Annotated in this window: 25 protein-coding genes; 12 read left to right on the forward strand and 13 right to left on the reverse strand. The window is 44.2% G+C overall.

The features are described 5' to 3' along the window. Nucleotides 1–145 precede the first annotated feature (145 nt). On the forward strand, nucleotides 146–379 hold the full coding sequence (locus AC3E9V_RS18935; protein WP_488749724.1) for a hypothetical protein: 234 nt from the start codon (nucleotides 146–148) through the stop codon (nucleotides 377–379). An 85-nt stretch (nucleotides 380–464) separates the two neighbouring features. On the opposite strand, the gene chrA is transcribed toward AC3E9V_RS18935, so the two are convergent. The 5 genes from chrA to AC3E9V_RS18960 all read right to left on the reverse strand — a co-directional run bounded on the left by chrA (nucleotide 465) and on the right by AC3E9V_RS18960 (nucleotide 6298). Next, nucleotides 465–1604 carry a chromate efflux transporter gene (chrA, locus tag AC3E9V_RS18940; protein WP_488749725.1) on the reverse strand — a complete coding sequence of 380 codons (1140 nt, stop codon included), beginning with the start codon at nucleotides 1602–1604 and terminating at the stop codon, nucleotides 465–467. Nucleotides 1605–1830: 226 nt separating this feature from the next. Continuing rightward, entirely contained in the window at nucleotides 1831–3057 is a 1227-nt protein-coding gene (locus tag AC3E9V_RS18945; RefSeq protein WP_488749726.1) for an MFS transporter, read from the reverse strand. A gap of 3 nt (nucleotides 3058–3060) precedes the next feature. Then, nucleotides 3061–4164, reverse strand: a complete 1104-nt coding sequence (locus tag AC3E9V_RS18950; protein WP_488749727.1) for an MBL fold metallo-hydrolase — start codon at nucleotides 4162–4164, stop codon at nucleotides 3061–3063. 419 nt (nucleotides 4165–4583) lie between these two features. Next, entirely contained in the window at nucleotides 4584–5165 is a 582-nt protein-coding gene (locus tag AC3E9V_RS18955; protein WP_488749728.1) for a Crp/Fnr family transcriptional regulator, read from the reverse strand. Between the two features lie 23 nt (nucleotides 5166–5188). After that, nucleotides 5189–6298, reverse strand: coding sequence for a fatty acid desaturase family protein (locus AC3E9V_RS18960; protein ID WP_488749729.1), 1110 nt, complete (start codon nucleotides 6296–6298; stop codon nucleotides 5189–5191). 319 nt (nucleotides 6299–6617) lie between these two features. Here AC3E9V_RS18960 and AC3E9V_RS18965 point away from each other — a divergent pair, with 319 nt between their 5' ends. Further along, the gene (locus AC3E9V_RS18965) at nucleotides 6618–7688 is read left to right on the forward strand and encodes a fatty acid desaturase family protein (RefSeq protein WP_488749730.1); all 1071 of its coding nucleotides are present in this window, start codon (nucleotides 6618–6620) and stop codon (nucleotides 7686–7688) included. Between the two features lie 21 nt (nucleotides 7689–7709). Beyond that, entirely contained in the window at nucleotides 7710–8270 is a 561-nt protein-coding gene (locus AC3E9V_RS18970; protein ID WP_488749731.1) for a helix-turn-helix domain-containing protein, read from the forward strand. A 3-nt stretch (nucleotides 8271–8273) separates the two neighbouring features. Here the strand turns inward: AC3E9V_RS18970 and AC3E9V_RS18975 are convergent, their stop codons facing one another. Next, nucleotides 8274–8501 carry a hypothetical protein gene (locus AC3E9V_RS18975; RefSeq protein WP_488749732.1) on the reverse strand — a complete coding sequence of 76 codons (228 nt, stop codon included), beginning with the start codon at nucleotides 8499–8501 and terminating at the stop codon, nucleotides 8274–8276. Between the two features lie 389 nt (nucleotides 8502–8890). Here AC3E9V_RS18975 and AC3E9V_RS18980 point away from each other — a divergent pair, with 389 nt between their 5' ends. The 3 genes from AC3E9V_RS18980 to AC3E9V_RS18990 all read left to right on the forward strand — a co-directional run bounded on the left by AC3E9V_RS18980 (nucleotide 8891) and on the right by AC3E9V_RS18990 (nucleotide 10418). After that, nucleotides 8891–9127, forward strand: coding sequence for a hypothetical protein (locus AC3E9V_RS18980; RefSeq protein ID WP_488749733.1), 237 nt, complete (start codon nucleotides 8891–8893; stop codon nucleotides 9125–9127). Between the two features lie 445 nt (nucleotides 9128–9572). Next, nucleotides 9573–9797 (forward strand): hypothetical protein, encoded by a 225-nt coding sequence (locus AC3E9V_RS18985; protein WP_488749734.1) that lies wholly within the window; start codon nucleotides 9573–9575, stop codon nucleotides 9795–9797. Between the two features lie 177 nt (nucleotides 9798–9974). Beyond that, entirely contained in the window at nucleotides 9975–10418 is a 444-nt protein-coding gene (locus AC3E9V_RS18990; protein ID WP_488749735.1) for a hypothetical protein, read from the forward strand. Between the two features lie 542 nt (nucleotides 10419–10960). Here the strand turns inward: AC3E9V_RS18990 and AC3E9V_RS18995 are convergent. Further along, entirely contained in the window at nucleotides 10961–11173 is a 213-nt protein-coding gene (locus tag AC3E9V_RS18995) for a hypothetical protein (protein WP_488749736.1), read from the reverse strand. Nucleotides 11174–11575: 402 nt separating this feature from the next. On the opposite strand from AC3E9V_RS18995, the gene AC3E9V_RS19000 reads away from it, so the two are divergent. Together AC3E9V_RS19000 and AC3E9V_RS19005 are read left to right on the forward strand one after the other, a co-directional pair. Then, nucleotides 11576–11722 carry a Na+/H+ antiporter NhaA gene (locus AC3E9V_RS19000; RefSeq protein ID WP_488749737.1) on the forward strand — a complete coding sequence of 49 codons (147 nt, stop codon included), beginning with the start codon at nucleotides 11576–11578 and terminating at the stop codon, nucleotides 11720–11722. A gap of 65 nt (nucleotides 11723–11787) precedes the next feature. Then, nucleotides 11788–12819, forward strand: a complete 1032-nt coding sequence (locus AC3E9V_RS19005; RefSeq protein WP_488749738.1) for a chemotaxis protein CheB — start codon at nucleotides 11788–11790, stop codon at nucleotides 12817–12819. Nucleotides 12820–12947: 128 nt separating this feature from the next. Here the strand turns inward: AC3E9V_RS19005 and AC3E9V_RS19010 are convergent, their stop codons facing one another. The 5 genes from AC3E9V_RS19010 to AC3E9V_RS19030 form a co-directional block, all read right to left on the reverse strand. Beyond that, entirely contained in the window at nucleotides 12948–14393 is a 1446-nt protein-coding gene (locus AC3E9V_RS19010) for a M48 family metalloprotease (protein ID WP_488749739.1), read from the reverse strand. A gap of 161 nt (nucleotides 14394–14554) precedes the next feature. Continuing rightward, entirely contained in the window at nucleotides 14555–15259 is a 705-nt protein-coding gene (locus AC3E9V_RS19015) for a TolC family protein (RefSeq protein WP_488749740.1), read from the reverse strand. 30 nt (nucleotides 15260–15289) lie between these two features. After that, nucleotides 15290–16708, reverse strand: coding sequence for an O-antigen ligase family protein (locus tag AC3E9V_RS19020; RefSeq protein ID WP_488749741.1), 1419 nt, complete (start codon nucleotides 16706–16708; stop codon nucleotides 15290–15292). Nucleotides 16709–16828: 120 nt separating this feature from the next. After that, the gene (locus AC3E9V_RS19025) at nucleotides 16829–18067 is read right to left on the reverse strand and encodes a glycosyltransferase (protein ID WP_488749742.1); all 1239 of its coding nucleotides are present in this window, start codon (nucleotides 18065–18067) and stop codon (nucleotides 16829–16831) included. Nucleotides 18068–18142: 75 nt separating this feature from the next. Then, on the reverse strand, nucleotides 18143–19477 hold the full coding sequence (locus tag AC3E9V_RS19030) for a flippase (RefSeq protein ID WP_488749743.1): 1335 nt from the start codon (nucleotides 19475–19477) through the stop codon (nucleotides 18143–18145). Nucleotides 19478–19662: 185 nt separating this feature from the next. Between AC3E9V_RS19030 and AC3E9V_RS19035 the strand changes: the two genes are divergently transcribed. Then, nucleotides 19663–20574, forward strand: a complete 912-nt coding sequence (locus AC3E9V_RS19035; RefSeq protein WP_488749744.1) for a sulfotransferase family protein — start codon at nucleotides 19663–19665, stop codon at nucleotides 20572–20574. 127 nt (nucleotides 20575–20701) lie between these two features. Here the strand turns inward: AC3E9V_RS19035 and AC3E9V_RS19040 are convergent, their stop codons facing one another. After that, a complete protein-coding gene (locus AC3E9V_RS19040) occupies nucleotides 20702–23026 on the reverse strand; it encodes an exopolysaccharide transport family protein (protein ID WP_488749745.1) in 2325 nt (774 codons plus the stop codon). A gap of 198 nt (nucleotides 23027–23224) precedes the next feature. Between AC3E9V_RS19040 and AC3E9V_RS19045 the strand changes: the two genes are divergently transcribed. From AC3E9V_RS19045 to AC3E9V_RS19055, 3 genes are read left to right on the forward strand one after another with little or no spacing between them, the layout of a single operon-like run. Beyond that, entirely contained in the window at nucleotides 23225–23614 is a 390-nt protein-coding gene (locus tag AC3E9V_RS19045; RefSeq protein WP_488749746.1) for a response regulator, read from the forward strand. Then, on the forward strand, nucleotides 23601–24686 hold the full coding sequence (locus AC3E9V_RS19050; protein WP_488749747.1) for a sugar transferase: 1086 nt from the start codon (nucleotides 23601–23603) through the stop codon (nucleotides 24684–24686). The genes AC3E9V_RS19045 and AC3E9V_RS19050 overlap by 14 nt, the downstream gene beginning before the upstream one ends. 9 nt (nucleotides 24687–24695) lie before the next feature. Then, nucleotides 24696–26000 carry a right-handed parallel beta-helix repeat-containing protein gene (locus tag AC3E9V_RS19055; RefSeq protein ID WP_488749748.1) on the forward strand — a complete coding sequence of 435 codons (1305 nt, stop codon included), beginning with the start codon at nucleotides 24696–24698 and terminating at the stop codon, nucleotides 25998–26000. Nucleotides 26001–26193 lie beyond the last annotated feature (193 nt).

A 26193-nucleotide genomic window follows, 5' to 3' on the forward strand; every position in this document is an offset into this window, starting at 1 on the left:
CGATCTGAACACAGTGCGCACTGGAAAAATTAATAGTAAGATGATACTGGCCTTACAACATGCTCTCATTACTATCGTTTAAGCGTTAGGTCTGTGTAGACTACTAATAAATCCCGGATTATTTTTTTTAAAAAACATCCCCATTATGAGAGCTAAAGTCAAAACTGAAAAGGATATAATAGATAAAGCGACAAACCACATTGCAGAAAAATTTGGAGTGGATCAGCGTGCATTAAAACTCTCCAGCAAACAAAAAAATGGCATATTCTATACATTCGAATTTGCATCTACGGAAAAGTCGCATCTGGCATTCCAGGACATATCCTACTGCATCACGATCAATGTTGCCGGTAAGCTGTTTGATCTCTACAGAAATTAAAAACAGAATCGTAACACTATATTCGAGTTAAAATTAAAACCTTCAGCAAGTGAAAACAGTATACGCTTTATGCTGCGATTGCTCATCAGAATACCAGGTGAAGAATATACCCGATCAAAGCGCCACCTATTACAATCCAGACAGAGCTCACTTTCTTAAACGCAAATGTGATCGCGACGCTTAATATGGCTATAAACCAGGCCCTCCAGTCGATCAGGATATTTTGGCACAGGCTAAAGGTCACGGCTATCATGATCCCTACTGCACCTATGTTTACGGCATCCAGAAAACCAGAAGCCAGGGGTGATTTCCGGAGTTTTGGCACGATGGGATTTAAGAGAAGCACAAAAAAGAAAGACGGCAGGAAAATGCCTGCTGTTGCTGCTACTGCTCCCCAAATACCGTCTACCTGGTACCCGATAAATGTAGCTGTGGAAAGCACCGGACCCGGGGTAAATTGCCCGATGGCAATCGCATCTAAAAGTTCTTGTCGGGTCAGCCAACCCAGTTTCTCAACTAATTCACCGTCCAGGTAAGCGACCAATACATAGCCGCTACCAAAGAGTACAGCTCCTATTTTCAGGAACACCAGGAAGAGCTTTGTGGTAGATATGGCTTGTGTGGTGGCTGTTCCGGCATTGAGGAGCATCAACGGTAAAATTGATTTTAGGCTACTTTTATCCGCATTATTGATAACACCAAACCATAGTAACCCGATAACTCCTGCTCCCAAAATAGCTGTTATCTCATTCACTCCTGCTAAAGAGGCACCAATTACCAGTACACCGATAACTCCCAATTGCCAGCTCTTCAGCGCTTTTTTTCCTAATTTCAGAATGGCGCCAATGATGATGGCTATTACGGCAGGTTTGATTCCATATAAGAAAGGTTCTATCGCCGGCACCTGACCGTAGGTTACATACAGCCATGCTAATAAGCCTGTCAGCACAACAGCGGGAAAGATAAACGAAATCCCGGCCAGGAAAAGCCCTTTCCAGCCAGCCCTTTCATGCCCGCAGTGCATGGTCATTTCTGTGGAGTTGGGGCCGGGTATCAGGTTAGTAGCTCCTACAAGATCAAGGAAGTGCTGGCGATCCATCCATTTTCTTTTTTCCACCACTTCCTTCTCCATCATGGCTATATGGGCAGCTGGCCCACCAAAGGCAATGAGCCCCAGCTTAAAGAATACTTTTACTACCTCTGCTAGTCTGTTTTGATTGCTCATTTGTTTTGATATTGAATAATCTATTGACCATTTACCACCCCATTAATCCTACTGTCAAGTTATATTGAATGATCATAGAATATGCTCCCTGACGGTATTGCCAGGTCCGTTTGGCTGACTTGCATCACTTACCAGACCATCATTTATAAAAATTTCGGATTTTATAGTGGCCAGAGCAACGAGCATTCTATTCAAAAATTCTTCAGGGGTCGATCTGTCTTTTATCTCAGGTTTGGCTTTCATTACCGTGTAGCTGCTGCCCCTTCATCCGCACCAAAATAATTACAGCAGATGCTAAAGTAAGACCTCCAATGGAAAAAACAGAATAATCTATCCCAAATAAATCTGCCACAATTCCCGTCAAAATCGCCCCAATGGCATAGCCCAGATCACGCCATAATCGAAAAACACCGATGCTTTGTGCTCTTTGTTGTGGATGCGTATAATCAGCAATGGCCGCCAGGAAGGTAGGGTAAACAATAGCTGTTCCAATGCCCAAAATGATTCCCAAAACAGCAAACTGAAGCTGGGAATGCGCATAAACCAGGGCTACAATAGCTACTCCCTGCATCAGCATCCCCCAGAAAAGCATGGATTTTTTTACCAAATGGTCCGCCAGCTTTCCTGTGACAAGCTGCCCCAGACCCCAGACCACCGGGTAGATCGCTACTATTTCACCAGTCTCTGTCAATCCAAAACCTTTCATAGCCAGGAGCATAGGTAGCAAGCCCCAGATCATTCCGTCATTGAGATTGTTCACCAATCCTGCCTGGGTGATCGCACCAAGATTCGGGTTGGTCCAGGAAGTCTCGGCGAAGACCCTCTTTAGCAAAGCGACCTTGCTGTCTCTGGTCTCTGCCTTCACATGATGTGCCGTATCCCTGATCAGAAAAGCGCTGCTAAATAGGCCGATCAAAGCAAACCCAATCCCCAGATAAAAAGGATATGGACGAAGGCCATACTCGGAAGCTATCCAGCCGGTCAGGAAGGCTACAATACCCACAGCCAGATAGCCCGCAGATTCATTCAGGCCCATCGCCAACCCCCTGTTTTTCTCCCCCACCAGATCTATTTTCATCACGACCGTACTCGACCAGGTAAGTCCCTGGTTGATTCCCAGCAGAATGTTGGCCGCAATGATCCAGTTCCAGTTAGATGCATAGATCAGGATAAGCGGGACCGGAAGGCCAAGCAACCAGCCAATTACCAGCAGATTCTTGCGTCCTATCTTATTGGCAAAAGCCCCGGTGTAATAATTGGTAATGGCCTTGGAAATACCGAAGACCACAATGAAAGATAGTATAGCTGTTTTGGCCGCAATACCAAAGTCCGCTTCAGCAATCTGAGGAAGAATGGTCCGCTCCAGGCCCACCATACCACCTACAAACCCGTTGATCAACACCAGCAGACTGAACTGCCGCCAGTTTTCTTTCAATCCCAGTTTTACCTCCATAGCCTATGAAATGGCACACCGGTTAGCTCCTGCCTCCAGATCCACTGGATTTACGTCTGAGAAGTCCCCCTGAGTATTTTTCTCTACAATGGTGAGGTAATTCTCCGGGGTTGGTGGGATCCGCTTCAAGAGGGATTCGACAAACCGGGCTTCCTTTTCCCGAAGCAGGGAAGTTTTTGCTTTTACTTCCTCCATACTGGCCTGTATAGCTTTTTGGTCAAATGCAACAGGCTGGCTGGTATGGCCTGGCATAACCAAGACGGATCCATTCAGTGTCAGCAGCATTTTGAGTGATTGATAAAGCAATCTGGCTTTCTTTGCGGCTTCTTCCTTATTGGCTTTCAGGTCTGGCCTGCCCACCCCATTGGTAAATAAAGTATCACCGGTTAGTAATACTTTATCAGCTACAAGGTAACAGGTACTTTCAAGGGTATGACCCGGAGTGTGCATGGCTTTCACCTCAATCTCCCCAAGGGACAGAATTGTACCCTTTTGAATTGGGTTGAAGGAATAATCAAGTTTATCTGTAGAAGGCATGGAAGGCTCAATCCCACAAGCTTTAGCCAATTCCCTTGACCGGCTCAAATGATCGGCATGAATGTGGGTATCGGCCACATATTTCAGGGAGAGATTTCTTTGAGTAAGGTACTCCTGGTAAACTGCCACGGGTAGCGAAGCATCCACTACCATGGCATCCCTTCCGGAGGCAATCATGTAGGAAAGGCATCCTTTTCCTGTTCGCCTGAACTGGATGATCTCAAAATTCTCAAATGAAACGGAGGCAGTATTCCAGGCCAGGCCCCAGCCCTTCATGCCTCCCTTCAGGTTATAGGCTTCAAGGCCTGCTTTTTGCAAGAGGTCAGCAGCGATCGCACTGGTGCGGCCTCCTGCGCAAACGGTCACTACCGGAGCTGACCGGTCCAGATCAATGGATTCCAGGGCATCCGGATCATTCTTCTTTAGCTTATCATAAACATCCATATGAATGCTTCCGGGAATATGCCATTCCGCTCGCTCATGCACAGGCCTGACATCAAGTATATTCACCTTTTTACCTGCGTCAAGCCATCCTCTTAGCGTTGCTGTGTCGATCTCTTTATGTTCCATCCTTTTATTTTTGATACAAAGGACGGAGATATGGGGAGCAATTCCCTTTACATTTGTTAAGTAATTGAGAGAGTAGTTGAATCTATACATCTCGACCAAAGTAGATAGCGAAAACACCTGCCCAAGCTATCAGGGCTCCAGTCTTTTCATCCCTTCACTGATCTGTAAACCACAGGCCGAGGTGGAATGAACCTTGGCTGACATGAAATTACACTCATACTACTTGTAGGTTTGCTACATAAATTTAGGTAAAGAGATCAGTGTATTCAATTTACCAATTCAAAAAAAATAGGCAACGAGAAAGCATCGAGGGAAGCTTACAACTCATTTTCCGTTTTATTTACTTTGTACATATGCTCACTAATCGTGAACGTATTATTTCTGTGAACATGATTGAGTGGTCAGACCATTCGAAACCGTCAGCTCGTCTTGTTAGCCCTGATCCTGCTCAGGCTCACGGGGGTAATACCCAGGTAGGATGCGATATGCTTCAGAGGGATGCGTTGTAATAGATCAGGAGTACCAGCAAGCAGGTCATGGTACCGCTCTTCTGCTGTATGAAACTGGATACTTTCCATCCGGTTGATGGTGTCTACATAGGCTTTCTCCACGATCCTTCGAAAGAGTCTTTCCAGGTCGTGGTACTTTTCAAATAAACCAAAAAGTTGTTCTGAAGGAATGGAAATAAACACCGTATCTTCCAGGGCTTGTATGGCCTTTTGACTGGGTTTTCCGGTAAAGAGACTCTCTGCTCGAATGATGATGTCATGATCGAAAGCAAAGTATTCTGTAATATCGTTCCCGTCTTTATAATAATAGATTCGCGCTATACCTCTTTTGACAAAATAGATGGTTTTGCAGGTGCGGCCTATCGGCTGCAGGTCCTGGTTTTTCTTAGTAGTAGTCAGGGAAGATATTGAGAGCAGTGACTGCTCTGCTTCCGGGGCAAGCGGACTTATTTCTTTTAAAAACTCAAAGCGACTGTCTTTGTCAACAATCATATTTGGCAAATGTCCGCATTACGTTAACCCGGCTGCATTTTCCGGGATGGCTTCACTCCCAGCACCCTCAACTGTCGCAGGTGACTTTGCAATGCGCCTCCAAAAGTATCCTGGCTGTGGTAAGGCAGCCCAAATTCAGCCGCAGTGGACTGGACAATGCCTGAGATCTTCCTGTAGTGCACATGACAGATATTTGGGAATAAATGGTGCTCCACCTGAAAATTGAGACCACCCACAAACCAGGAAAACCATCGGCTTTTATTGGCATAATTATTCGTAGTACGCAGCTGGTGAACAGTCCAGGTGTCTGCGAGCAGGTTTTGTTCGTCTGGCAATGGATAGTCCGTTGCTTCTATGACGTGGGCAGGCTGAAAGACAATAGCCAGTATAAATCCTGCCACGTAGTGCATGATCATAATCCCGACAATAATCTGCCACCAAAGAAAAGAAGTGAACAGCAGCGGGACCACAAAAATGTACCCGATAAATGCCGCCTTGGTTGCAAACATTATCACCCACTCCTTCGTTGCATTGGCTTTATGCTTTTTAATGAGCCCGTTTCTCTGGTACTTGAGCATTCGTTCAAAGTCCTTGAAAAACAACCATACTATGGTCATCAGGCCGTACAGTACCCAGGCATAAATAAACTGGTACTTATGCATGCGTTTCCATTTCGAATGAGGTGAAAGTCGTAAAGCGCCACGGGGGCTGATATCCTCATCTGCTTCATGTACATTGGTATAAGAATGGTGTAGTACATTGTGCTGTATTCTCCAGTTGAAGGCATTGGCCCCTACCAGATTTAGTGAATAACCAATGGTCGTATTGATCCATTTCCTGGGGGAATAGGCTCCATGATTGGCATCATGCATGACCGACAGGCCAATTCCGGCCACACCCAGGCCCATTAAAGCAATCAGGGGCAGTACCCAAACGCCGGTAACCACTTCCAGCACGATCAATCCATAAGGGATGAAATAAAGCGCAAACATGCAAACGGTCTTCAGGATCATTTCCCGGTTAGCGTATGGCCTGATGTTATTGGTTTTGAAATAGTTATTGACACGACTATTCAGTGCTACTGTAAAATCACGGTGGGTTGGTGCAAATGATATTTTTGCTAATTCTTTCATAAAATATTCAACTGGTTATTGAAATTTACTATCAACTATCAAAGGGTCACGACTAGTTGAACTTCTATAAGTACAAAAGTCCTCATTAATCCTTAGAGACTTTTACATCGAAAATTGAAAAATTTACATTATTCACGGGTATACGAAGTAAACAGCTCGTGACATTGTTTCTTATACAGGGGTTAAGAACTTCAATTTTAAAAAAAACTTTCTGTCCCCCCACTAACATTAAGAGTGTTAAACTTAATCTTTTTATCTGAACAAAAGGTATCCATTGGGATGTTTAGATAATAAAGAACCAAACCGAACACAATAAGTGATGGCCAAATACTCATTCCATACAAGCAGCACCTCGTTTTTCAAAATACTCCGCAAAAAGGTCGATAACTATTTTACTGATCACAAACTAAGACAGAGCGGAGGAGGAAAAGTATACTTTAAAGGCCTGCTAATGATAGGGTCGGCTGCTTTGCTGTACACGACCCTTGTGTTTTTTACACCTGTCACTCCCATAGCCATATTACTCTGTATCCTTTTGGGGTTAAACCTGGCGGTGATCGGGTTTAATGTCATGCACGAAGGCGGGCACGGTAGCTTTTCGCGTCACCGGTGGGTCAACAGGGTTTCTGCCTACTTCCTCAATGTGCTGGGGGGCAATGCCCATTACTGGAGCCTCAAGCACAACATCAACCACCATACGTACACCAATGTAGAAGGAATGGATTCGGACATAGATGTCAGACCATTTATGCGGCTGCATGCAGGCCAGCCCTGGAGGTGGTACCACCGCTTCCAGCACATTTACTGGGTGATACTTTATGGCATTTCATACCTTGTATGGATCTTTTATGATGATTTTCAAAAATATTTTACAGGGAAGGTCACTCCGGATTCTAAAAGAAAAAGACTATCTTTCAAAGAGCATGTGGTCTTTTGGTTTACCAAGCTAACCTATATGGGTGTATACATGGCCATTCCGATACTGATGGTGGGTTGGCTGCCGTGGCTGGTCGGGTTTATCATCATCACTTTTACCTGCGGACTGGCGATTAGTATTGTATTCCAGTTGGCCCATGTGGTGGAAGGCACTGAGTTCCACAACCTGCAGGAGGGCCAAAGCAGCCAGGAATGGGCCGTGCATCAGATTGGTACCACCTCAAATTTTGGAACCTCCAATAAATTACTTTTTTGGTTGATGGGTGGTTTGAATTTTCAGGTCGAGCACCACCTTTTTCCAAGGATAAGCCACATACACTACCCAGCCATCAGCAAGCTGGTAAAAGAAACCTGTAATGAGTACCATATTGTTTATCATGAATATTCATCCATGTTCCGGGCGATTGTCTCCCACCTGGTTCATCTCCGTAAACTGGGAAGACCGGCTGACTGAACCCAGTACCAATTTTTTAACATGAAGCTCTACATTAAATTTATGGTAAGCCTTAGATGCAAACTCCTGGTAAAACAGGAGCTGGAAAAACTGGGGCTGCATTGCGTGGCGCTCGACCTGGGTATGGTAGAGGTCTTTGAAGACATCACTCAGGAGCAAAGAGAACAGCTGGGAAAAAACCTTCTGAGGTCCGGGTTAGAGTTACTTGATGATAAGAAAAGCATCCTGATCGAAAAGATCAAATCCGTGATCATCGAAATGATCCATTATTCAGACGTGATTCCGAAAGTGAATTACTCGGATTATATCAGTGAGCAACTCGGCTATGACTATACCTACCTGTCCAATATTTTTTCAGAAGTAAAGGGTACCACCATTCAGCAGTTTATCATCATGCACAAGATCGAAAAAGTAAAGGAGCTCCTGCTCTACGACGAGCTGAACCTTACACAGATCTCTTACAAGTTGCATTACAGCAGTGTTGCCCACCTATCCAACCAATTCAAAAAAGTAACCGGCCTCTCACCTACTTTTTACAAGCAAATGAAACTAAAACGAAACACCAACCTGGAAAACTTATAGAGATCAGTATACGATACTTCCAAACATCTTTTTCAGCCGGTACCGCATTCGGGTGTACAGATTCACTGGAAACCATCCCTGCAATTTGGCGTCTCCCAGGTAAACCGGGTTGTCCGGAAAGTAGCGGCAAACAACAAAATCGGCCTTATTCAGCTCAATAACAGCTACTTTGCCGGCTGCATTTCTTACCCTCACCGGCAGTCCCATTGATAAAATAATGCGCTTATCCATATGCTCTTTTACGACAAATTATGGAAGAAATTTACGCTCCGGAGGCATCACATGTAAAATATGTAAAACTTAATGACCCTTATATAATCTTTCTTTCGCAGGTGGCTTTGACATAGCATTTCCTTAAAGCATCCTGAAAAGGATCTATCATATTCTGAAGACTAATGAACATAGATTCCTACGGAATGACTTTCGAGAGGACTTGACTTAATAGCATTGATCCCCTGGGAGAAGTGGGTGAAGGCCGCCCGGAAGGAAATGTTTCACCAACAAAAAAGTCTAACCAGTAATTTATATAACATTTTAAAGGAAAAGTATAATGGTTTGGTTCGCATTGAATATCATCTTTGAGTCATCAACCGCAACATTCATTCTAAAATAGCAAGAGCATGCAATTGACCTCAAACCTTGAATCAGACAGGAACATAGCATCCCCGAATAACCAAAGCATCAATATCCTGAACCACAGAAAAGCCGCTACATTTTTGGCGAAGGCAGCAAGGCTTCACATAGAAGCAGCCAAGCAGCGCCTGGAAGGCAATCTCGAAAAAGTTGCTGAGTGTACGGTGGTGACTCGGGACCTGCTTCTCAGGGTCACTGAAATACAAAATAACATGAGACCTTGAAGTTGCAGAAAGGAATATAAAGCGAATTCAAATTTGAATTATATATATGTTAGTTCCGGAATGAAAACCGAGGCATTTAAGAAATGCTTTTCGCAGACAGACCGGAATTCAACAACGACGGGTAGGTACCTAAAAGTCCTACCCTTCTTTATTTTCAATACCAAAAAAGATGGACATACCTAATCTGAACCCAAAAATGAAACCCCCAAATCCTGTGTGGTCATCGTTGCTTCGGAAAAACGCTGATGACACTCGCAAAAGACCAAACCCAAAGAGGCCACATTCCTTCTATTGTACATGATAAAATGATCTTTGAGCCAGCGATATCACTCACCTGTTTTTTAATGGGTTCTGGGGATTTTCAAGCTGAAAATAAATGAACCTCATTGCTTAAAAGAGGCAGCTGACAAGACCATCAACTGGATCTTGATGATCAGTCTTTGAAATGCGGCTTTCTATACACCACAATACGGAAGGTTTAGAAAAAACAAATGCTGAGGAGGAAAACGAGCAGGAAGAAAATGTTGATCTGTTTACTAGAAAAGAAAGTCATCAGAAAGCAGTGATCAAGCATGCTGAAATGATTAAGAGATTAAGCGAGGATACCATAAAAGAAAAGAATGACCTTGATGACCTTACCAAAAGAGCAGAAAAGATTTTAACGAAGTGAAAAGCGCTGCATACGAACATCGTACAAGCACAATTCCCGCTTCTAGAACGACAGAGATTTTTTCCTCATACATTTAATATAATTACCTGTAAAGTATGCAACTTATACTAAAAGATGTGTAAGCCATTCCATTGCAAAAATGCTCAACTTAATACCTAAACAATTAAAGTTGAAGCAATGAAAACAAATTTGATTGGAAGAAATTTCTTCTTGTTGATCACGTTAGTGTTTTTAGTTACTGCGTGCGGAGAAAAAACTACCAAAGAAGTTACCTTTTTAAATTCTGCAGTTGTACCATCAGCAGAAGGTACAGTCAGCATTAAGCAAGGTGATAACGACAATTACAACATCGATTTAAATGTTAAAAGATTAGCTGATCCGGGCAGACTCACTCCACCGAAAAGCGTTTACGTAGTATGGATGGAAACGAGCCAGGGCGTGCAAAATATTGGCCAGCTAAAAACATCCACTATGGGTCTTTCTAAAATGCTTTCGAGTTCTTTAGAAACAGTAACTCCGCATCAACCAACGGGTTTCTTAATTACAGCTGAAAACAATGCCATTGGAAATCAGCCAGGTGGCACAGTGGTGCTTAAAACAGCTACTATTGAAAATGAATAGTTTTTCTCCCTTATCATCAGTGTCCTGTTCCGACATGAGACATGTATAGTTCATTCAAGTTCCGCTTCGGACTTGAGTTTCACAAAATCATATCAAGGATTTGCCGGAACCTCACAAACGTTTTTAAAAGAATAAATGGAAACATTTGGTATTTATTGGGTTTCAGTTCGTATTCACCTGATTATCAGTTAGGGTAAAGCAGTTAAGACCTTAATCACCAGCAAGCCATCATTAATCTTCTACAAGGGCAACTTTTTTTATCCGGCTATGAAAAAGGAAAGAATAACCGTTGAGGAAGTCCATAGCGCGGCTTTTCTACTTTAGATGGAATCGATAGGATCATCTTGGAAACAACAGGCGATATAACCATTATGAAAAGATGACAAATCGTAAGCATACTACAGAAAACAGTTTTACCCAGCTTGACGAGGATTTTCCGTATTCAGTCAAATATCCTATGGAATACCTTCGGGATGAGCTGTTATCAAAATTTCCGCTCACTGAAAGAACTGTAAACACCAATAATCGGTTATATTTCTCCTTCAATCAGAAAGCCTCCTCTTGTTTAAGTTCATCAGTATAACGCCAATCACCAAAACTACTGCACTTACTATTACCGGGCCCCAATTAGCGCTCGATACACCTATATCGATCCCAAAAAAACTGAACGTCTCCGTTTCCTGAATAGCCTGTATCCCAAAAACTAAAGTACCTGTAATTCCTATAACCAATAATACGATTCCTATAATTCTCATAATGTTGACTTCTAAAATTATTAATATAAAAAAGATAGAGATGTAAAACTAAGAACGCTAAGCCCAGAATGTGTTATATAGTTAATTGGAAAATTAACATTATTCACAGGTTTAATGTCAACACAAAAATAACATTCCCTGTCTTGTCCCTCACAAACACTTCATTCAGATCTACCCCTTCAATCACATCATCAGGAAAGCATCAAACATTTTGATTGCAACGATGTAATTCTTTCTACAAATTATACCTATGGCTTAAACCTCATGAGAAATAATAAACCTACTGCGAATGTTGTATCCGAAAATAAAAACATGAAATGAGCACGTTTGTAAGTTTATTAATTGCATTGTCCATATTCGTTTTTCTACTCATTCTCAACCAACTCGAAGTTCGCAACCTCAATGGAAAACATCATCGGTACTGGTTTTTTAGCAGGTATTGGTTTTACCATGTCGATCTTTATTACACTTCTTGCGTTTGATAATGAAGAGGTAGTGAACAATTCAAAAACCGCCATTATGGTGGCTTCCATTCTTGCAGGGGCATAGGTTTTCTATGGCTCAGGCAGACACCAATGGTGAATGAACATGCGCAGCCTGAATGGATCAAAAAGATGAAAAAAAGCAGTAAAACAGATAAGCCCGAAAAAATTTCCCAGGTAGTTGTAATTGGTGCCTCTGCAGGGGGGCTGAACGCATTAAAGAAGCTAATAGGCCAACTGTCCAAAAACTTCCCCCTGCCAGTATTGACTGTCCTGCATATTTCTCCAGATGCTACAGGGAATATACTCTTAGACGAGCTCAATAAGCTAAATACTTTAAAATGTCAGCACGCAAAAAGCGGGGACAACCTGAAACCCGGAAATTTATACCTGGCGCCATCAGATCATCACCTGCTGGTTGGAGAAAACCTGAAAATGCTGGTGACCAAAGGAGCCCACGAAAACAGGTCGCGTCCTGCCATTGACCCGTTATTTCGCTCAGCTGCCGTAGCTTTTGGCAATGGTGTGATCGGCATTTTGCTGACCGGTTATCTTGATGACGGAACAGCAGGAATGAAAGCGATTAAAAGATGCGGAGGAACCTGTATTGTACAGGACCCTGACGAAGCGGAGTATCCGGATATGCCAAGAAATGCCCTAAATAACGTAAAAGTAGATTATCGGCTGCCTATCGTTGAAATGGGAACATTACTTGATAAGATTATTCCACAGAAACTACCGAAACGCCAACCTGTTCCTGAAGATGTATTAATAGAGGCCAGAATTGCCGAACGGGTGCTTAGCGATTTGTCTTCAGTCAATAAACTGGGCCATCAGGCGCCTTTTAACTGTCCGGGATGCGGGGGTGTATTATGGAAAGTAGGAAAGGATAGTGATTTGCGGTTCCGCTGCCACACCGGGCACTCTTATACGGCAGCTTACCTTCTGGCTGAACAGACGAGCAAAATAGAAGAAACGATGTGGTCTGCACTGCGAATGTTCGAGGAGCGCAAAAACCTGCTCACTGAAATGGCACGAGGGGAAAAAGGTGTTGGCTCTCAATCAGCCCATGAAAGAGCAAAAATGTCACAGGTTCATATAGATCGGATCAGAACAATTTTGAAAACCTCTGATAATAAAAGTGGGGACGATATGCCTACCTGATGAAAACTACGGCCATGAATGATTTCCCCCCGTTGTTGATCTTGTGACCAACAACTATATAAGCTTAGTGCGAATCTGTTGGTGACAACACCAACAGAGGCAGAAGATTTTTGCTGTGTGCCAAATTGCTACCTTTCAATCACTTTGATCAGCGATCCCTTGCCAAGTTGATCACTCAGCATCATACCATTTAATATGGCCAACTCTTCAAACCGGTTAGCTGGCATATTGAATTGTTGGAAAGCGGATTGAACGGTCATCTGTTGTGGCACGGTCTTGATCCGGATCACTTCCGGTTTTCTGTTTAGCTTCTCCGAATCTGTTAGTTGCTTGAAATTTCTCATCGTTGAAAGGAAAATTGGCTGATAGCTTCGGAATTTTGATAATTCCGAAATTCCCATCAGACTATAAATGATACCCTCATATTGAATCAGCGCTGACAACAGCCTGATGGTGCCGTTCTCTTGCTTCTGATCAGCGATCATAAGAATGGCATTTAAGCCATTGATGTTTTCTTTATTTGATTCAACCAGGGTAAGTTGATATTGCTTCAGCATGTTATTGGCCGTCTCTTCGGGAGAACCTTTCCCGGCAAGGGTAAGCATCAATAGTGCTTCTCCATTACCCGGAGCCATTTGTACCTGTTGAGGAGTATTTTGCAGTTTCCAATCACCTGGAACCGGAAACCGAAACTTCATAGATGGATGATAGAATACATTACCTTCTACAAATCCTTGCTTTGGATCCTCACCAAAAATCAGCCCATCAACCATTTTTAGATAGTTTTCCCGGTTGATTTCCGGATTCGTCAATTTCAGTTTCGTTTTCCACTTTTCAGCCAGTTTAGCTACCGTGTTATTTCGCTCTTCCGGGGACGGGTGAGTGGATAAGAATTCCGGAATTTCCTCCCTGCCGGAAGCCTTGCCCTGACGTTCCAGGGTGTTAAAGAAGCCAGCCATTTCGGAAGCATCATACCCAATGCGTGAAGAATATTCCACACCCAGCTTATCCGATTGTCGCTCCGCATCTCTGCCAAAACTCATCATAGCCAATTGCATGCCTGCCGAAAGGGGTTCTACAAATTCTGATAGTTCGGGCACCAGAATGATGCCGGCAATGAGTCCGAGTTGACCCAGCATCGCATTTCTCTGTTGAACGACGGAGTGACGTGCCGTGATGTGGCCGATTTCATGACCAAGAACTCCGGCAAATTCGGCTTCATTGTTAAAGGTGGCCATGATGCCCCGGGTGAAGTACACATAACCTCCCGGAACGGCAAAAGCATTAACTACTGGAGAGTCAACGATTTTAAATTCATAGGCTAATTTGGGCCGATGTGAAACTTTTACCATCTCCTGGCCTTTGTTGTTGATGAAGCTTTGTAAGCGGGGATCGTCATAGGATCCGAAAAACGCCATAATCTGAGGATCGGATTCTTTGCCCATGGCAATTTCCTGCCTTTCAGACATCAGCACAAACTGTTTCTTGCCGGTTACTGGATTCAAAGCACAGCCAAATACGAACAGGAGACAGGATACAAAACCAAGATTTGTTATTGAAGTAAGTGTTTTCATGATCTATAAATTTTAGCAGCGCGAGCTATCAGAGCTGGCAGCTTTTTGTTTCGAAATTCGTAAATACTGTGGCTATACCAGAATTGTTCTCACGTTAAGGTTGTATCTTGTTAATGAGGGATCTGATACCTCCATCGTTCATACGGCCGAAATTGGTCAAGTTACCTCCTGGCCGAAGAAAGGTAACCATCCAGGTTTACTCCCACAAGACCTTCCAGGTGTACCCTGGCATTTTTATAAGCTGCTTCAGCAAGCGCCAGGGAGATCTGAACCTCATTGTTTCTGGTGCGGCTTTCTGAGTACTCGTCAAAAGAAACCAACCCATCCCTGAATTTTTCCTCGGACGCTTTCAACTTGTTTTCGGCATCAATAGCAGACTCTAGCCGAAATTGGTACACTTTCTCCTCCATCAGGTAGGTGTTGTATGCGGTAAGCACGGCGGCTCTAAGCTCTTGCCTCCTGTTATCTACCAGTGAATGCGCAATTTTCAGCTCTTGCCTACTCCTTTTTGTGGTAATGGGAATAGTGAAAAAACTCCCAATGGCGATACTTCCACGGACGTTGTACCTTGGGAAAAAGGCCGAACGGTTAAAGTTATCTGATTCGGGATCGATGTTAAACTCATTGAGGTTACCGGTTACAGTAATCGTATTGAGCCACTCCAATGCGGAAAGTTTTACATTGTAATCCGCTATCGCCACCTGGCTATTGGCGATGCTTCCGGCCGGATCATTTTCCCAGGCCAGGTACACCAGTTTATCAGCTGTAGACATGGAAGGGTCCTGGGCGATGGAGTAGGATTGTGCCATCAGTGCGGAAGCAGGAATGTTGAGCAGGAAAAGAATGATAAAAGTTGATTTTTTCATGATTGAAATTTTTTCTTGTGATGTTAAAGACTAAATAATAAGGGTATTAGGATTGGTCTTTGCCATTTGCCCGATACGCGGGATCTGGGCCAACAATCCTATCGTGATCATGACCAGCAAGTCTGCAGGCTTTGCAAAGAGTGCGTTTTGAGAGTAATGCGCCACCGATATAGCGAAAAACGGTATTAAATACATCAATACGATCGTCTTAAGCATAGGGTCATCCACGGAGAAAAAATGGCGTATCCCCTGATAGGTGATAGTAAAAACAAACACCAGGAGAATGATTAGCCCGATCCAGCCGGTTTCCAGGGCTGTTTCCAGGTAGCCGCTATCAGGATCAAATCCTGCAAACTTATGAGTAGGTGCATACTTCAGTCCATACGCTGAAGTGGTATAAAGGCCACCCCCGATGGGGTGTGAAAGAATGTACGGCTGGTGGTCCGTCCGCTTTACATCCCGGATGGCCATGGAGGGGTCTTCTGAAGGAGTGAGCGCCGACCTGATGCGGTTTATTTGCCAGTTGTTTACAGGTCCAAATAACAGAAATCCTCCCAGCACGATCAAAAACGTAGTAATAGCCAGCGTCTTGGCTGAACGCATGGTGAGCAGTATGTAAAACAAGAGTCCCACTCCCACCATAACAAAGGCAGTCCGGGTACCTGAAAAATTCATGGAAACCAGCATAATGAGTGCAAAAGCTCCGAAGAGTAGTTTCTTCTTAATCTTGGGGTGCCTGATGGCAAGAATCAGACAGGCCAGCCCACAAAACGCCATGAATATGCCAAAGGAAGAAGGGTCTGACAGCAAAGAGAATTTTCGCATCTTGCCCCATACAAAATAGATCCCTATGCGCTCAGGATCACTGTAAACCCAGTTCCATTCAGCATCTGTAAGTCCGAAAACCTGCTGGTAAATCCCATAGAAGGCCACAATTAAAGCAAATCCCATCCACATATAGGTGATTCTTTTGATGCCATTGGCCGCCACCACAGATTGCATGGCCAGGATGAATAGCAGGAAATACACACCTTTTCTCAATGAAATCCCCCATGCCAGGAAGGTGCCATACAAGTTAAGCACTTCGAAGAGCTGGTAGAACATAAGGAGGAAAAAAGCCCAGGTGATCGGGTTTAAGAAGGATTTCCAAATGGAATTTTTACCAGCAACCAGCAGCGAAAGGAAGGTAAGAATAATAAAGAAATCATAGACAATGCCCAGTGGAAAATCCATTTGAATGAGCCGCTGAATGTAGAACATGAAGACACTCAGAAAGAAAATGAAGTAGATTCCCAGCATATACCGGTAGAGTACCAGCAAGATGCTCACCACGCCAAGAATAAGCACCAGAATGGCGTATCCGCTGAACAACGGATCGTGCGTGGCGACCCAGGCGATCACGAAAATACCGGCCACTAAAAGCACCAGATTTCTGATGTTTACCGACACATTTTTTTGTGGATGGATGGAAGACAACATGCTTACTTAAGAAAAACTATTTTCATAAAAATCAATACGTACACAATCACTACAATACCCACGATCATCATTTTCACCACTTTAGAGTTATTAACTTGCTTTGACATTGCATCCTTTCTCTTTTTCATTCAATCCACTCTCATTAATGATTTTCCAAAATTCGGCTGCCCGCTCCTCCCAGCTATTACTTGCTGCATAGGCCATTCTGGCCTTTCTTAAAGTTGGATTGTCAGTAGCGATGGCTTCTTCCACTTTATGGATAAACTCCTGATGGCTGGAGGCAATACCGGCCACCTGCTCGAAGCTCTTGATATCTTCGGAGAAGGGAGTTGTGACCACAGGCTTACCGGCAGACAAATATTCATTGATCTTGAGTGGGTAAATGCTACGGGTAAGGGTATTGCATAGAAATGGAATGATGCAGCAATGGCTGTGCTGCAGATATGCTGGAAGTTCTTCCAGTTTTCGCTGACCGGTAAAGATCACGTTGGGTCGGGCAAATAAGCCGGACTCTTTATAGGAACTGTTAGCAAATGGCCCTACCATCAGCAGTATATAATCCGGCAGCTGGACCGAGATGGCCATAAGGAGCGCATAATCCAGCCGATGGCAGATGTTGCCCACATAAGTGATGATCTTCTTCTTTGAGCTGATATCTCGCAGCTCCGATGGAACCATCAGAATGCGGTTTGCAGCAGTCCGAAACAGCTGCACATTGGCAGCATTACGCAAAATCCGGACCCGGGTCGATTCTTTTGATTTTAATCGGGCAAGCTCACTGGAGGTGGTCAAAACCAGATCAGCCTTCCGCACTACCAGAGGCTCCAGCCTGGTACCATGCCTGGAAATGTGGGGGGACTTGCTGATGTCATCTACACAGTGGTAAATGGTCATCTTCGGCCTAAAGGAGGACGGAAAGTGATTCCCAAAATTGGGGTTAAAGGAATTGACATAAATGAAGTCTTTGATCTGGTATTTTTTGATAGCCCTCCGGATCGCTTTATAAACGATCTGGTCATTGAGGCGCTGAAAAAAGGAAAACAGTGCGCCGCCTGACAGCCAATTGATGGAATAGGTAATGCGGGGAGTAATGGCCACAAAATTGGGCAGCTCTTTGATGGGTCTGCTGAAAGGTCGGCTCCCAAAGAATAGGGTCAGAAATCGCTTGCGAATATGAAAAGAGAAAAGACGTGAGAAAACTTCCCGGATCGTAAATGGATTTCCGACATAGAATACCCGGTTGCTTTCCGCAAATACCCTGGATAAGGAAAGGATGGTGGACGAGTATTTTCCGTCCCATCTCGACAAAGCCAAAACAAGTATATCCATGGGTTAAAACTAGGTAATACCGAGGTGGAAAAGCCATGTAGCAACTTACATTACAGTTACACCCCAAAAAGGAAATTATCCACGCTGCAAACCCACCATTTTTTTGACCCTCAGGAAGAAGTATCGGGTGTAGTGAAGTAAATTTAGAAGACGTACACCAAAGGTTCTTTTCAGATAAATCTGGTTGATCACCATGACGATCAGCAGGGAATTCAACGTGGCGTAAGCTGCCCCGATAGTCCCGAAATAGGGAATGTATATCGCATTTAAAACCACATTGATAAGCGTGTTTCTCATGACAAAGAGCATGTTGAGTTTGGCTTTACCTACCGCATCCAGCAGTATCCCCATTTGTTTGCTAAACGGGACGATCAGCCCGTAGAGCATGGTGACGTTGAGTATCCAACCGGCCTGTGCATAGTCCTCGCCGGCAAGCAGGTAAACAATGTCATTGGAAAAGATGATCACAATAATGACCAAAGGAGCCACCAACAGGAGGATGACCGTCAGGGATTTTTCATACAGTTCCCTGAAAGCGCCCTCCCCCTCCGATTCTGCTTTTTTTACCGCCTGAGGAAAGAGAATGGATGCCATGGCCATCGTGGGGATCTCAAATAGATTGGCAATGCGTAGCGCTACATTGTAGATCGCTACTGCAGCCGGAGAGATGTAGTAGCCGATCATCCAGATGTCGGTGTTTCGCAGGATAGTGGCCCCGATGTTGGTCCCCAGGGTGTACTTGCCATAGGCGAGTAGTTTTGCAACCCACCTTCGGCTAAAGTAAAATTTCAGGCCAAACAGGTCACGGCTAAATGCCATCATGACACCTGTTGCCAAAAGCGTTGTGCCAAGATCACATAAACCCAGCAGCATAATATTCAGGGGAGTCTCACTCCAAAAAAAATAGACGATACATAGAAAAAAGGAAGCGCTTTTGAGAATGTGGCTGATCATAGGGCCTTTAAATCTGTAGCAAGCTTCCATGAGGTTGTTGCAGTGCGAGATCAGCGCCGAGGACAGATTAGTAAAAAAATAGATGGTAAAAAGGACTTCCAGTCCGGGAGCCTCCCATACCCTGCTCAAAAAGGAAGAAGCCACCAGGACCAGTGTACTCGATATAAGGGAGAAGGTCATGTTTATCTGAAGTGATGAGGCCTGCAGCCTCAGCCGGTCAGTTCCTTCCAAGCCATTGAGGTAGCGAATGAGGGGCTTCTTCAGGATACCTTCCCGGGCTATCTGAATGAGGCTGGCCACTGAAAAGAATAGCATCCATGTGCCATATAACTCTTGCTCCAGTGTGCGCACCAGCAAATAGAACGTCCCCACCCCAAAGAGCAGCCTAGTCATGCGCTGGATCAGGGTATGTTTTCCTGCTTTAATCCAATTCGTTTTTTTTTGATTACCCAACATGGATTTCTTTGAATGGAGAAGCAAAAAAAAGGCTATAAAAGAGCAAATCAGGTACGCTAAGGAGGGAATCTTCAGAATGTAAGTTAAGTGTAATGCATCCGGGTCACAGTACCCGTCCAATCTGTCTAATTTTATCAAAAAGTGAAATGATGACGCAGATTTCAACCCCTACCAAACTTGGACTTATGCCAGATTTTTTAATCATTGGTGCGGGGAAGTCGGGCACTACCTCGCTGGACAACTACCTCAGGCAGCACCCGGCCCTTTTCGTGGCACCGGTCAAAGAGCCTAATTTTTTCGGGTATGAATTAAGTACTGAAGAAGACTTTTCCGATGACCCTGCCGAACTCAAAAACTACAGGCACTCCGTCACAGACCTGGACTCATACCTCCACTTATTTGAGGCAGCAGAAGGGGGCCAGCTTAAAGGCGAGACGTCCAACTCCTATCTCTATCATACGGATGCACCCGCCCGGATCAAACATTACAATCCGGATGTAAAACTGATAGCTGTGCTCCGGCAGCCTGCCAGGCGGCTTTGGTCACGCTATCTGCACCTTTGCCGTGATAATCGCGTACCCTCCAAACACTTCGCTGATTGCCTGGATAGAAAATCCATCTGGTGGAAACGAAATGACCTCATCCCTGAAGGTTTCTACTTCAGGAATCTCTCCCGGTTTTACGAGGCATTTCCGGCGTCTCAAATCCGGGTCTACTTGTTTGAAGAACTTAATCACTCCGGTGAACAGGTACTTTATGATATTTTCGAATTTTTAGGAGTGGATACCTCTGTGAAACCGAAGATGGACGTTCGTTTCAATCAATCCGGGCTCATTAAAGACCAATGGCTTCACAAGATCATTGGGGAAAATGGGCAGATGCAGAAGCTGGCGAAGTTTGTGCTGGGCTCCGTCTACAGAGCCACCAGGGAGAACCTGCTGCTTCAGAAAATGATCACCCGCCTGCGAAACCGGAATCTGGATCATCCTAAAATGGACGCGGATATAGAAAGGTTTTTGATTGACGATGTATATGGAGAAGACATCCGACAACTCCAGGACTTACTCCGGCGTGATCTCAGCACCTGGCTTAAATAGGGCTACCGGAAAAGATGATTTTAGGGTCGCCCCCCTGATCGGTCACCCTGAAACTTTTTCAGGCAGACCTTTAGTTCCCGCTGAAAAAGTCCCGTGAGGGCGCTCACCACGTCGGATGGCCCTGGCCTCATAGATTCATATCACGTGCCTCCACGTTATTCAGGATAGTACCGCCAGACTTTCCATTAAGCGATCTGATAAACTGAATAGTCACTTCATCCACAGGCTGCAGGGTCATCTCTGCCGAAAATACCGTAACTACTTTATCTACAAAGCCCACCAGTTCCTTGCTGTCTGAGTAGTCCTTGAATGAGGCACCTTCCATAAAGATGTAATCAAAGCGGGCGGCCATGATCGTGAGGAATTTACTAAAATCCTTATCTGAAAGCAGCTCAGCCGGGGAGCTGTTCAAAATACCCGTATTCCCGATGAAGAAGACGTTTTTCTGATTGGTTGGATTCACCAGGTCATTGAAATTCACCTTTTGTTTTTCCTCCTCTTTTTTAAGCGCATGGCTCGAGGTGACCTCTGTTAACTGGAGCCTTTCCGGCACCATATTTCTCCGCAATACTTTTATCTCCTTCAGGCCCTGTCCATAAATCCGCGTAAGGGTGCGATTGGAGAAATTGGTGTCAATGATCAATATTTTCTTATTTACCAGACTCATGGCATAGGAAAGTGCGAAGATAACAAACGACTTTCCGGCGCCTGACCTGGAACTGGTGAAAAGGATCACCTTAGCGTCAAGCGCCTCTATTTGGTGGCGTAGCTTCCTGAGAGATGACTTGAAAAGCTCATCTCTCGCGTCTTTAGAGGGGCGGGCAAATAGTTCGGAGAGATTTAGCGGCTCTTTAAACTTTAGATGGTTCAGTGTACCTGTAAGTGGAAGCTTTACGATCTCACTGAACCGCGAAGGAGTTCGGATCGAGTGATCGGTGACTGCATGAATGATAATAAAGAAGAGGACAAATGCCAGACTACTTACCAGCGCTCCTCCCAGGAGGTAAATTTTCCTGGGCGAACTGGAAGTTATAGCCGGGGATGCCATCAGCACTTGCCTTACCGGACTTTCAGATACCTGCCTGTTTCGGGCCTCATTGTATTTATTCACCACCTCCACGTATTCCGCTGTAGCTACATCAATCTCATTTTGTATGGTGGTTACCCTTCCCTCCTTCGAGTTTTGATTGTAAAGGCCATACTTCAGTCCGTTTATTTTGGACTCCACCAGCAAGAGTCGGTTGTTTTCTACTTCCTTGTTAATAATGGCATCCTTCAGCCGCTCTTTCACATCCTGGGCAGAGCCGATCGGGGAGACTCCATCCTCCACATTGGCCACTAACCTACTAAGCTGTATTTGGGCCCGGGTAAGTGAATCCAACAGCAAATTGTCCGAAGATCCACTCAAAATGTACCGGGAATTGAGCCTTTTGACTTTTTCCTGGAGTTCCACAATCTCGCGGTTTCGCAAGTTGGGGCTGTTCAGTGATTCAGCATCTGCTCTAAGTCTATCGATTGTCAGGTCCAGCTTTTGATTGGAGGCCAGGATCTCCATGCGCAGGTTTTCTAATGAAACCAGTTGGAACATCCTACTTGAACTCGACTCCTCCGAATTATGTATGTTTTCACTGGATTTAAATCCGGTTAGCAAGGCAAACTTGTCATCAAGAGCATCTCTTTTTTCATTAACGGCTTTTTCAAGAAAAGCTACAGACTCCATAGAGTTTTCACTTTTGAGGGAGGTATAGTAACGGATAAATTCCTCACAGTAAGCATTTGCCACAAAAGCTGAAAGCTCTGGGTTTTCAGAAATAAACTCCACCTGAATAAAATCGGAACCTGACAGGCGTTTGATGGTCAGATTGTCTCTAATGCCATTATATCCATAGCCAAACTCCAGATGAAATTTTTGAATAAGTGGAAAATCCCTGTCGTCTGCGGTTAAAGCTTTCATGTGAGCATACCGGTATGAGACAAACTCCCGCACTTTCGCTATTTCTTCAGCAGTGTGTAGTGTATGCAGCTTATCCTCCCCGTTATACCGGTTAACCCCTATTAGGTTTTTGAAATTATTCACGATAAACCCTTTAACTCTAAATAGCAGATTATCTTCATAAAGCAGAGACACGTCCGAGGGAACCCTGAAATTTTCATGAGCCGTATCCAGATCATTGAGAAGGAGCCTGTAAGAAACCAGATTAAAAACCAATGAGGTGTTCATCGCATCAAACAGATTGCTGAATTGGACTTCAGCATCCTTGAGCGCCTTCGTTTCATTGGATAGCCCTACCGCATTCACATCGGTAAATCCTGTGGCGATTTTAGCTCTTGATTCATAGCTATCCTCTTTGTTTGAGAGAAATTGAATAGCTAACAGGCAGGTGAACAGTGGGACTAAAATGACAATCCATTTTTTGCGCCAAATTACTCGGAAGAGATCTTGAAGTTGCATGATTATAACCCTTTGATTTTTATCCAAAGATACCCTGCGTGTTTCCCCTTTATGTGGCCAACCGGTCGTTGTAATAGTTTTGTAACGGACAGTGTAACCTCATTGTAATTTCAACACCAATCTTACCATTGATAACCGCTTTATTTTTGGGAAAGGGTTCAGTATTCCCTTTGAAAATACAGCTTATTTTAAACCAAAATGGAAAAAAGAAAAGTATTAATTGTAGAAGATGATCGGTCATTGTGCAGCCTGCTGGAAAACATCCTGAAGCCCGCATATAACGTAACGGCCATGCACGGCTCTGTAGAGGCCTGGCGCTGGCTGTCTGACGGCAATTATCCGGCATTGATTCTATCCGATTTTAAAATGCCCCGTATCGATGGGCTGGAGCTGGCGGAAAACATTAAGACCAGTGGTGTTTTCGGGGATATTCCCATTTTTATCATCTCCGGAAAAAAAGATCCCAGCCTTAAAGAAAGGTGTGAAAAAATAGGTGTAAATGCCTTTTTCACAAAACCCTTTAGCCCTGTAAAACTAGTCTCAGCCATAAGAGAGGTATTAAATATAGAGAAGTATGTTGATGCATAATGAAACCCGTATTAGTAATTATCTGAACCAGGACACACCTGTTTACCATCTGGGACTAGGCTTTCATCAGGTATTGTTGGCTATCCACCCGGACCCAATTGCTGACGCACGGCTTGTTGAAATGGAGTTTAAATCAGTCTCACTGGCAATGGCACTAGAGGCAACTTACAAGGTTCGACCTCTGGCCGTTATGGTGGTGTTCCATCCGTATTTTCATCACACTTCGGCATTTCAGAATCTCAAGACTCACCTGGACAGGCAATCGATCCCTCTTTTACTCTATTCCAGGACATTTAGTCTCAAGGCACGTGAGATGTCCCGTGAGTTTGGTTTTGATGACTATTGCTTTGGTTTGTTTACTGAAAGTATCAGGAAGAAGTTTCGCATCATCAACCAAACCAAAGTACAACGCAACCGGAAGATGGCGCCTCGTCAGTACAAGAATCAGAAAACGGCTAAGGCAGTTTCACTCCCACTCAAGCGAATACTGGATGTGAGCGTTTCAGTTCTGATTTTGGCGATGCTCTCCCCGCTCCTGATTCTTATTGCACTCATCATCAAGATCGAGTCAAAAGGCCCCGTCTTCTATATCTCCAAGCGTGCCGGCAAAAACTACCAAATTTTTGATTTTTATAAGTTCCGATCGATGAATGATGGAGCTGATGCACATTTAGAAACCCTCATGAGCGAAAATCAATATGCTTCCGGGGCTTTTGTGAAGATAAAAAGCGACCCCCGGGTAACCCGTTTTGGAGCATTTCTCCGAAAGACAAGCCTGGACGAAATACCGCAACTGATCAATGTAATTAAAGGTGATATGTACCTGGTGGGCAATCGACCATTGCCCCTTTATGAAGCCATTGAACTCACCAAAGATCAGTCTGCCCGTCGCTTTCTTGCCCCCGCAGGCATTACCGGGTTGTGGCAAATCACCAAAAGAGGCAAAGAAGATATGTCGGCGAAGGAGCGCATTCATCTGGATATTGTCTATGCGCGCAAAACATCCTTTTTGTACGACATGAAGCTGCTGATCAGTACCATACCAGCTATGTGGCAAAGAGAACCTGTATAAGTCATTTGTATGAAATGCTACTTCCTGTTTTATTTATTATTTATAACGGTTAATACATTGCCCGCACCGGTTCAGACAGAGCCAGTATACTCCTGCGAGGACTGTGATTTTCTGGTGGGTGCATTTCCGGTAGATGGTGATCAGCTAAAGGTGAAACCGGGAGATATCATCTGTCTGGCGAGTGACCGGAATTATCAGCGCGTTACGTTTAAAAACATTCGCGGAACCCCGGACCAGCCGGTCATCATCCGAAATTGCGGAGGAAAAGCCCGCATTTATTCCACCGAAGCATTTGGTTTGAAGTTTCAAAACAGCGCTTTTTTCAAGTTAGTCGGTGATGGTAGTTCAGATTCCTTTGGGATCCAAATTACCACCGAAAAAGGCTTTTACCTTACGCTAGAGTCCTTTACTACCAATTTTGAAATCAGTCAAATCGAAATAGCCGGACCTATATCACCCCAGGAGGGACGTGACGGGTTTGCCGGCATTGGCATCAAAACCAGTCCTTATGAGGATTGTGAACTGTTTGGAGACTCTACCCGCCAGGCCTGGATCATGCGGGATATCCGCATTCATCACAACTACATCCACAATACCGGAGGCGAGGGTTTGTACATCGGCCATGGGTTTTATAAAGGTAAGGAGGAAACCAAGTGCCAGGGTCTCGGCAAGCGATATTCGCACGCCATCAAGGGAGTACGTATCTATGAAAATCTCATAGAAAACACGGGCTATGATGGCATCCAGATTAAAAATGCCGACGAGGACGTGGAGGTATACAACAACATCATCCGAAACTACGGAACTAAAGACAATCCAGTTCACAATGAAGGCCTGTTTATAGGCGAGGGAACCACCGGCGAGTTTTATGGAAATATCATCGACTATGGCACTGGAAACGGATGTCAGATCCAGGGACTTGGTAATTTGAACATTCACCACAATGTTTTTAATCGTTCCGGTGAAAATGGGATCTACGCATCCCATGGGCCATTTGTAGTGCGCTTGCCTGATGGCTATTTTGACATCCACCATAATGTAATCAGCCACGCAACAAAGGCTGGATTTGTGTTTTACAACAACGATGGCGGATTGAAAAAATTCACACAAAACATGGTTCTAAATGTCGGCATACAGATGAAAAAAGGAGCTCTCACAGCTTATCAGGACAATTACTATTCAAATGATCCCATGCACACAAACATGGTGCAAAAACCCCTTCCGGACGGTGGCCATATTGGCATTTCTGACGAGGCACTCCTGAAACGATTGGATTCCTACAAGGGGTTTTCAAACCATATCACCGAAGAATAATTGTCGTTAAGTCTACTTCGTTATATCAAAAATTTATCTCAATTTTTTGCCCTTCCTTTCCAATTCTAAAGGAAATTTCAGGTAAAAAATCACTTTTGCCATCAAAAAGAGGTTAAGTAATATACCCATTTTTCTAGGTTTTACACCGAAATTCATAACCTGCTTTTGTCTCTATTCTTATAAATCAAACTCA

This window comes from Marinoscillum sp. HNIBRBA16962, assembly GCF_057801515.1.

Bases quoted from the DNA above. Each gene is read 5' to 3' on its own strand.
- AC3E9V_RS18935 (WP_488749724.1), top strand. From the start codon at position 146: ATGAGAGCTAAAGTCAAAACTGAAAAGGATATAATAGATAAAGCGACA.
- chrA (WP_488749725.1), bottom strand. From the start codon at position 1,604: ATGAGCAATCAAAACAGACTAGCAGAGGTAGTAAAAGTATTCTTTAAG.
- AC3E9V_RS18945 (WP_488749726.1), bottom strand. From the start codon at position 3,057: ATGGAGGTAAAACTGGGATTGAAAGAAAACTGGCGGCAGTTCAGTCTG.
- AC3E9V_RS18950 (WP_488749727.1), bottom strand. From the start codon at position 4,164: ATGGAACATAAAGAGATCGACACAGCAACGCTAAGAGGATGGCTTGAC.
- AC3E9V_RS18955 (WP_488749728.1), bottom strand. From the start codon at position 5,165: ATGATTGTTGACAAAGACAGTCGCTTTGAGTTTTTAAAAGAAATAAGT.
- AC3E9V_RS18960 (WP_488749729.1), bottom strand. From the start codon at position 6,298: ATGAAAGAATTAGCAAAAATATCATTTGCACCAACCCACCGTGATTTT.
- AC3E9V_RS18965 (WP_488749730.1), top strand. From the start codon at position 6,618: ATGGCCAAATACTCATTCCATACAAGCAGCACCTCGTTTTTCAAAATA.
- AC3E9V_RS18970 (WP_488749731.1), top strand. From the start codon at position 7,710: ATGAAGCTCTACATTAAATTTATGGTAAGCCTTAGATGCAAACTCCTG.
- AC3E9V_RS18975 (WP_488749732.1), bottom strand. From the start codon at position 8,501: ATGGATAAGCGCATTATTTTATCAATGGGACTGCCGGTGAGGGTAAGA.
- AC3E9V_RS18980 (WP_488749733.1), top strand. From the start codon at position 8,891: ATGCAATTGACCTCAAACCTTGAATCAGACAGGAACATAGCATCCCCG.
- AC3E9V_RS18985 (WP_488749734.1), top strand. From the start codon at position 9,573: ATGCGGCTTTCTATACACCACAATACGGAAGGTTTAGAAAAAACAAAT.
- AC3E9V_RS18990 (WP_488749735.1), top strand. From the start codon at position 9,975: ATGAAAACAAATTTGATTGGAAGAAATTTCTTCTTGTTGATCACGTTA.
- AC3E9V_RS18995 (WP_488749736.1), bottom strand. From the start codon at position 11,173: ATGAGAATTATAGGAATCGTATTATTGGTTATAGGAATTACAGGTACT.
- AC3E9V_RS19000 (WP_488749737.1), top strand. From the start codon at position 11,576: ATGGAAAACATCATCGGTACTGGTTTTTTAGCAGGTATTGGTTTTACC.
- AC3E9V_RS19005 (WP_488749738.1), top strand. From the start codon at position 11,788: ATGAAAAAAAGCAGTAAAACAGATAAGCCCGAAAAAATTTCCCAGGTA.
- AC3E9V_RS19010 (WP_488749739.1), bottom strand. From the start codon at position 14,393: ATGAAAACACTTACTTCAATAACAAATCTTGGTTTTGTATCCTGTCTC.
- AC3E9V_RS19015 (WP_488749740.1), bottom strand. From the start codon at position 15,259: ATGAAAAAATCAACTTTTATCATTCTTTTCCTGCTCAACATTCCTGCT.
- AC3E9V_RS19025 (WP_488749742.1), bottom strand. From the start codon at position 18,067: ATGGATATACTTGTTTTGGCTTTGTCGAGATGGGACGGAAAATACTCG.
- AC3E9V_RS19030 (WP_488749743.1), bottom strand. From the start codon at position 19,477: ATGTTGGGTAATCAAAAAAAAACGAATTGGATTAAAGCAGGAAAACAT.
- AC3E9V_RS19035 (WP_488749744.1), top strand. From the start codon at position 19,663: ATGCCAGATTTTTTAATCATTGGTGCGGGGAAGTCGGGCACTACCTCG.
- AC3E9V_RS19040 (WP_488749745.1), bottom strand. From the start codon at position 23,026: ATGCAACTTCAAGATCTCTTCCGAGTAATTTGGCGCAAAAAATGGATT.
- AC3E9V_RS19045 (WP_488749746.1), top strand. From the start codon at position 23,225: ATGGAAAAAAGAAAAGTATTAATTGTAGAAGATGATCGGTCATTGTGC.
- AC3E9V_RS19050 (WP_488749747.1), top strand. From the start codon at position 23,601: ATGTTGATGCATAATGAAACCCGTATTAGTAATTATCTGAACCAGGAC.
- AC3E9V_RS19055 (WP_488749748.1), top strand. From the start codon at position 24,696: ATGAAATGCTACTTCCTGTTTTATTTATTATTTATAACGGTTAATACA.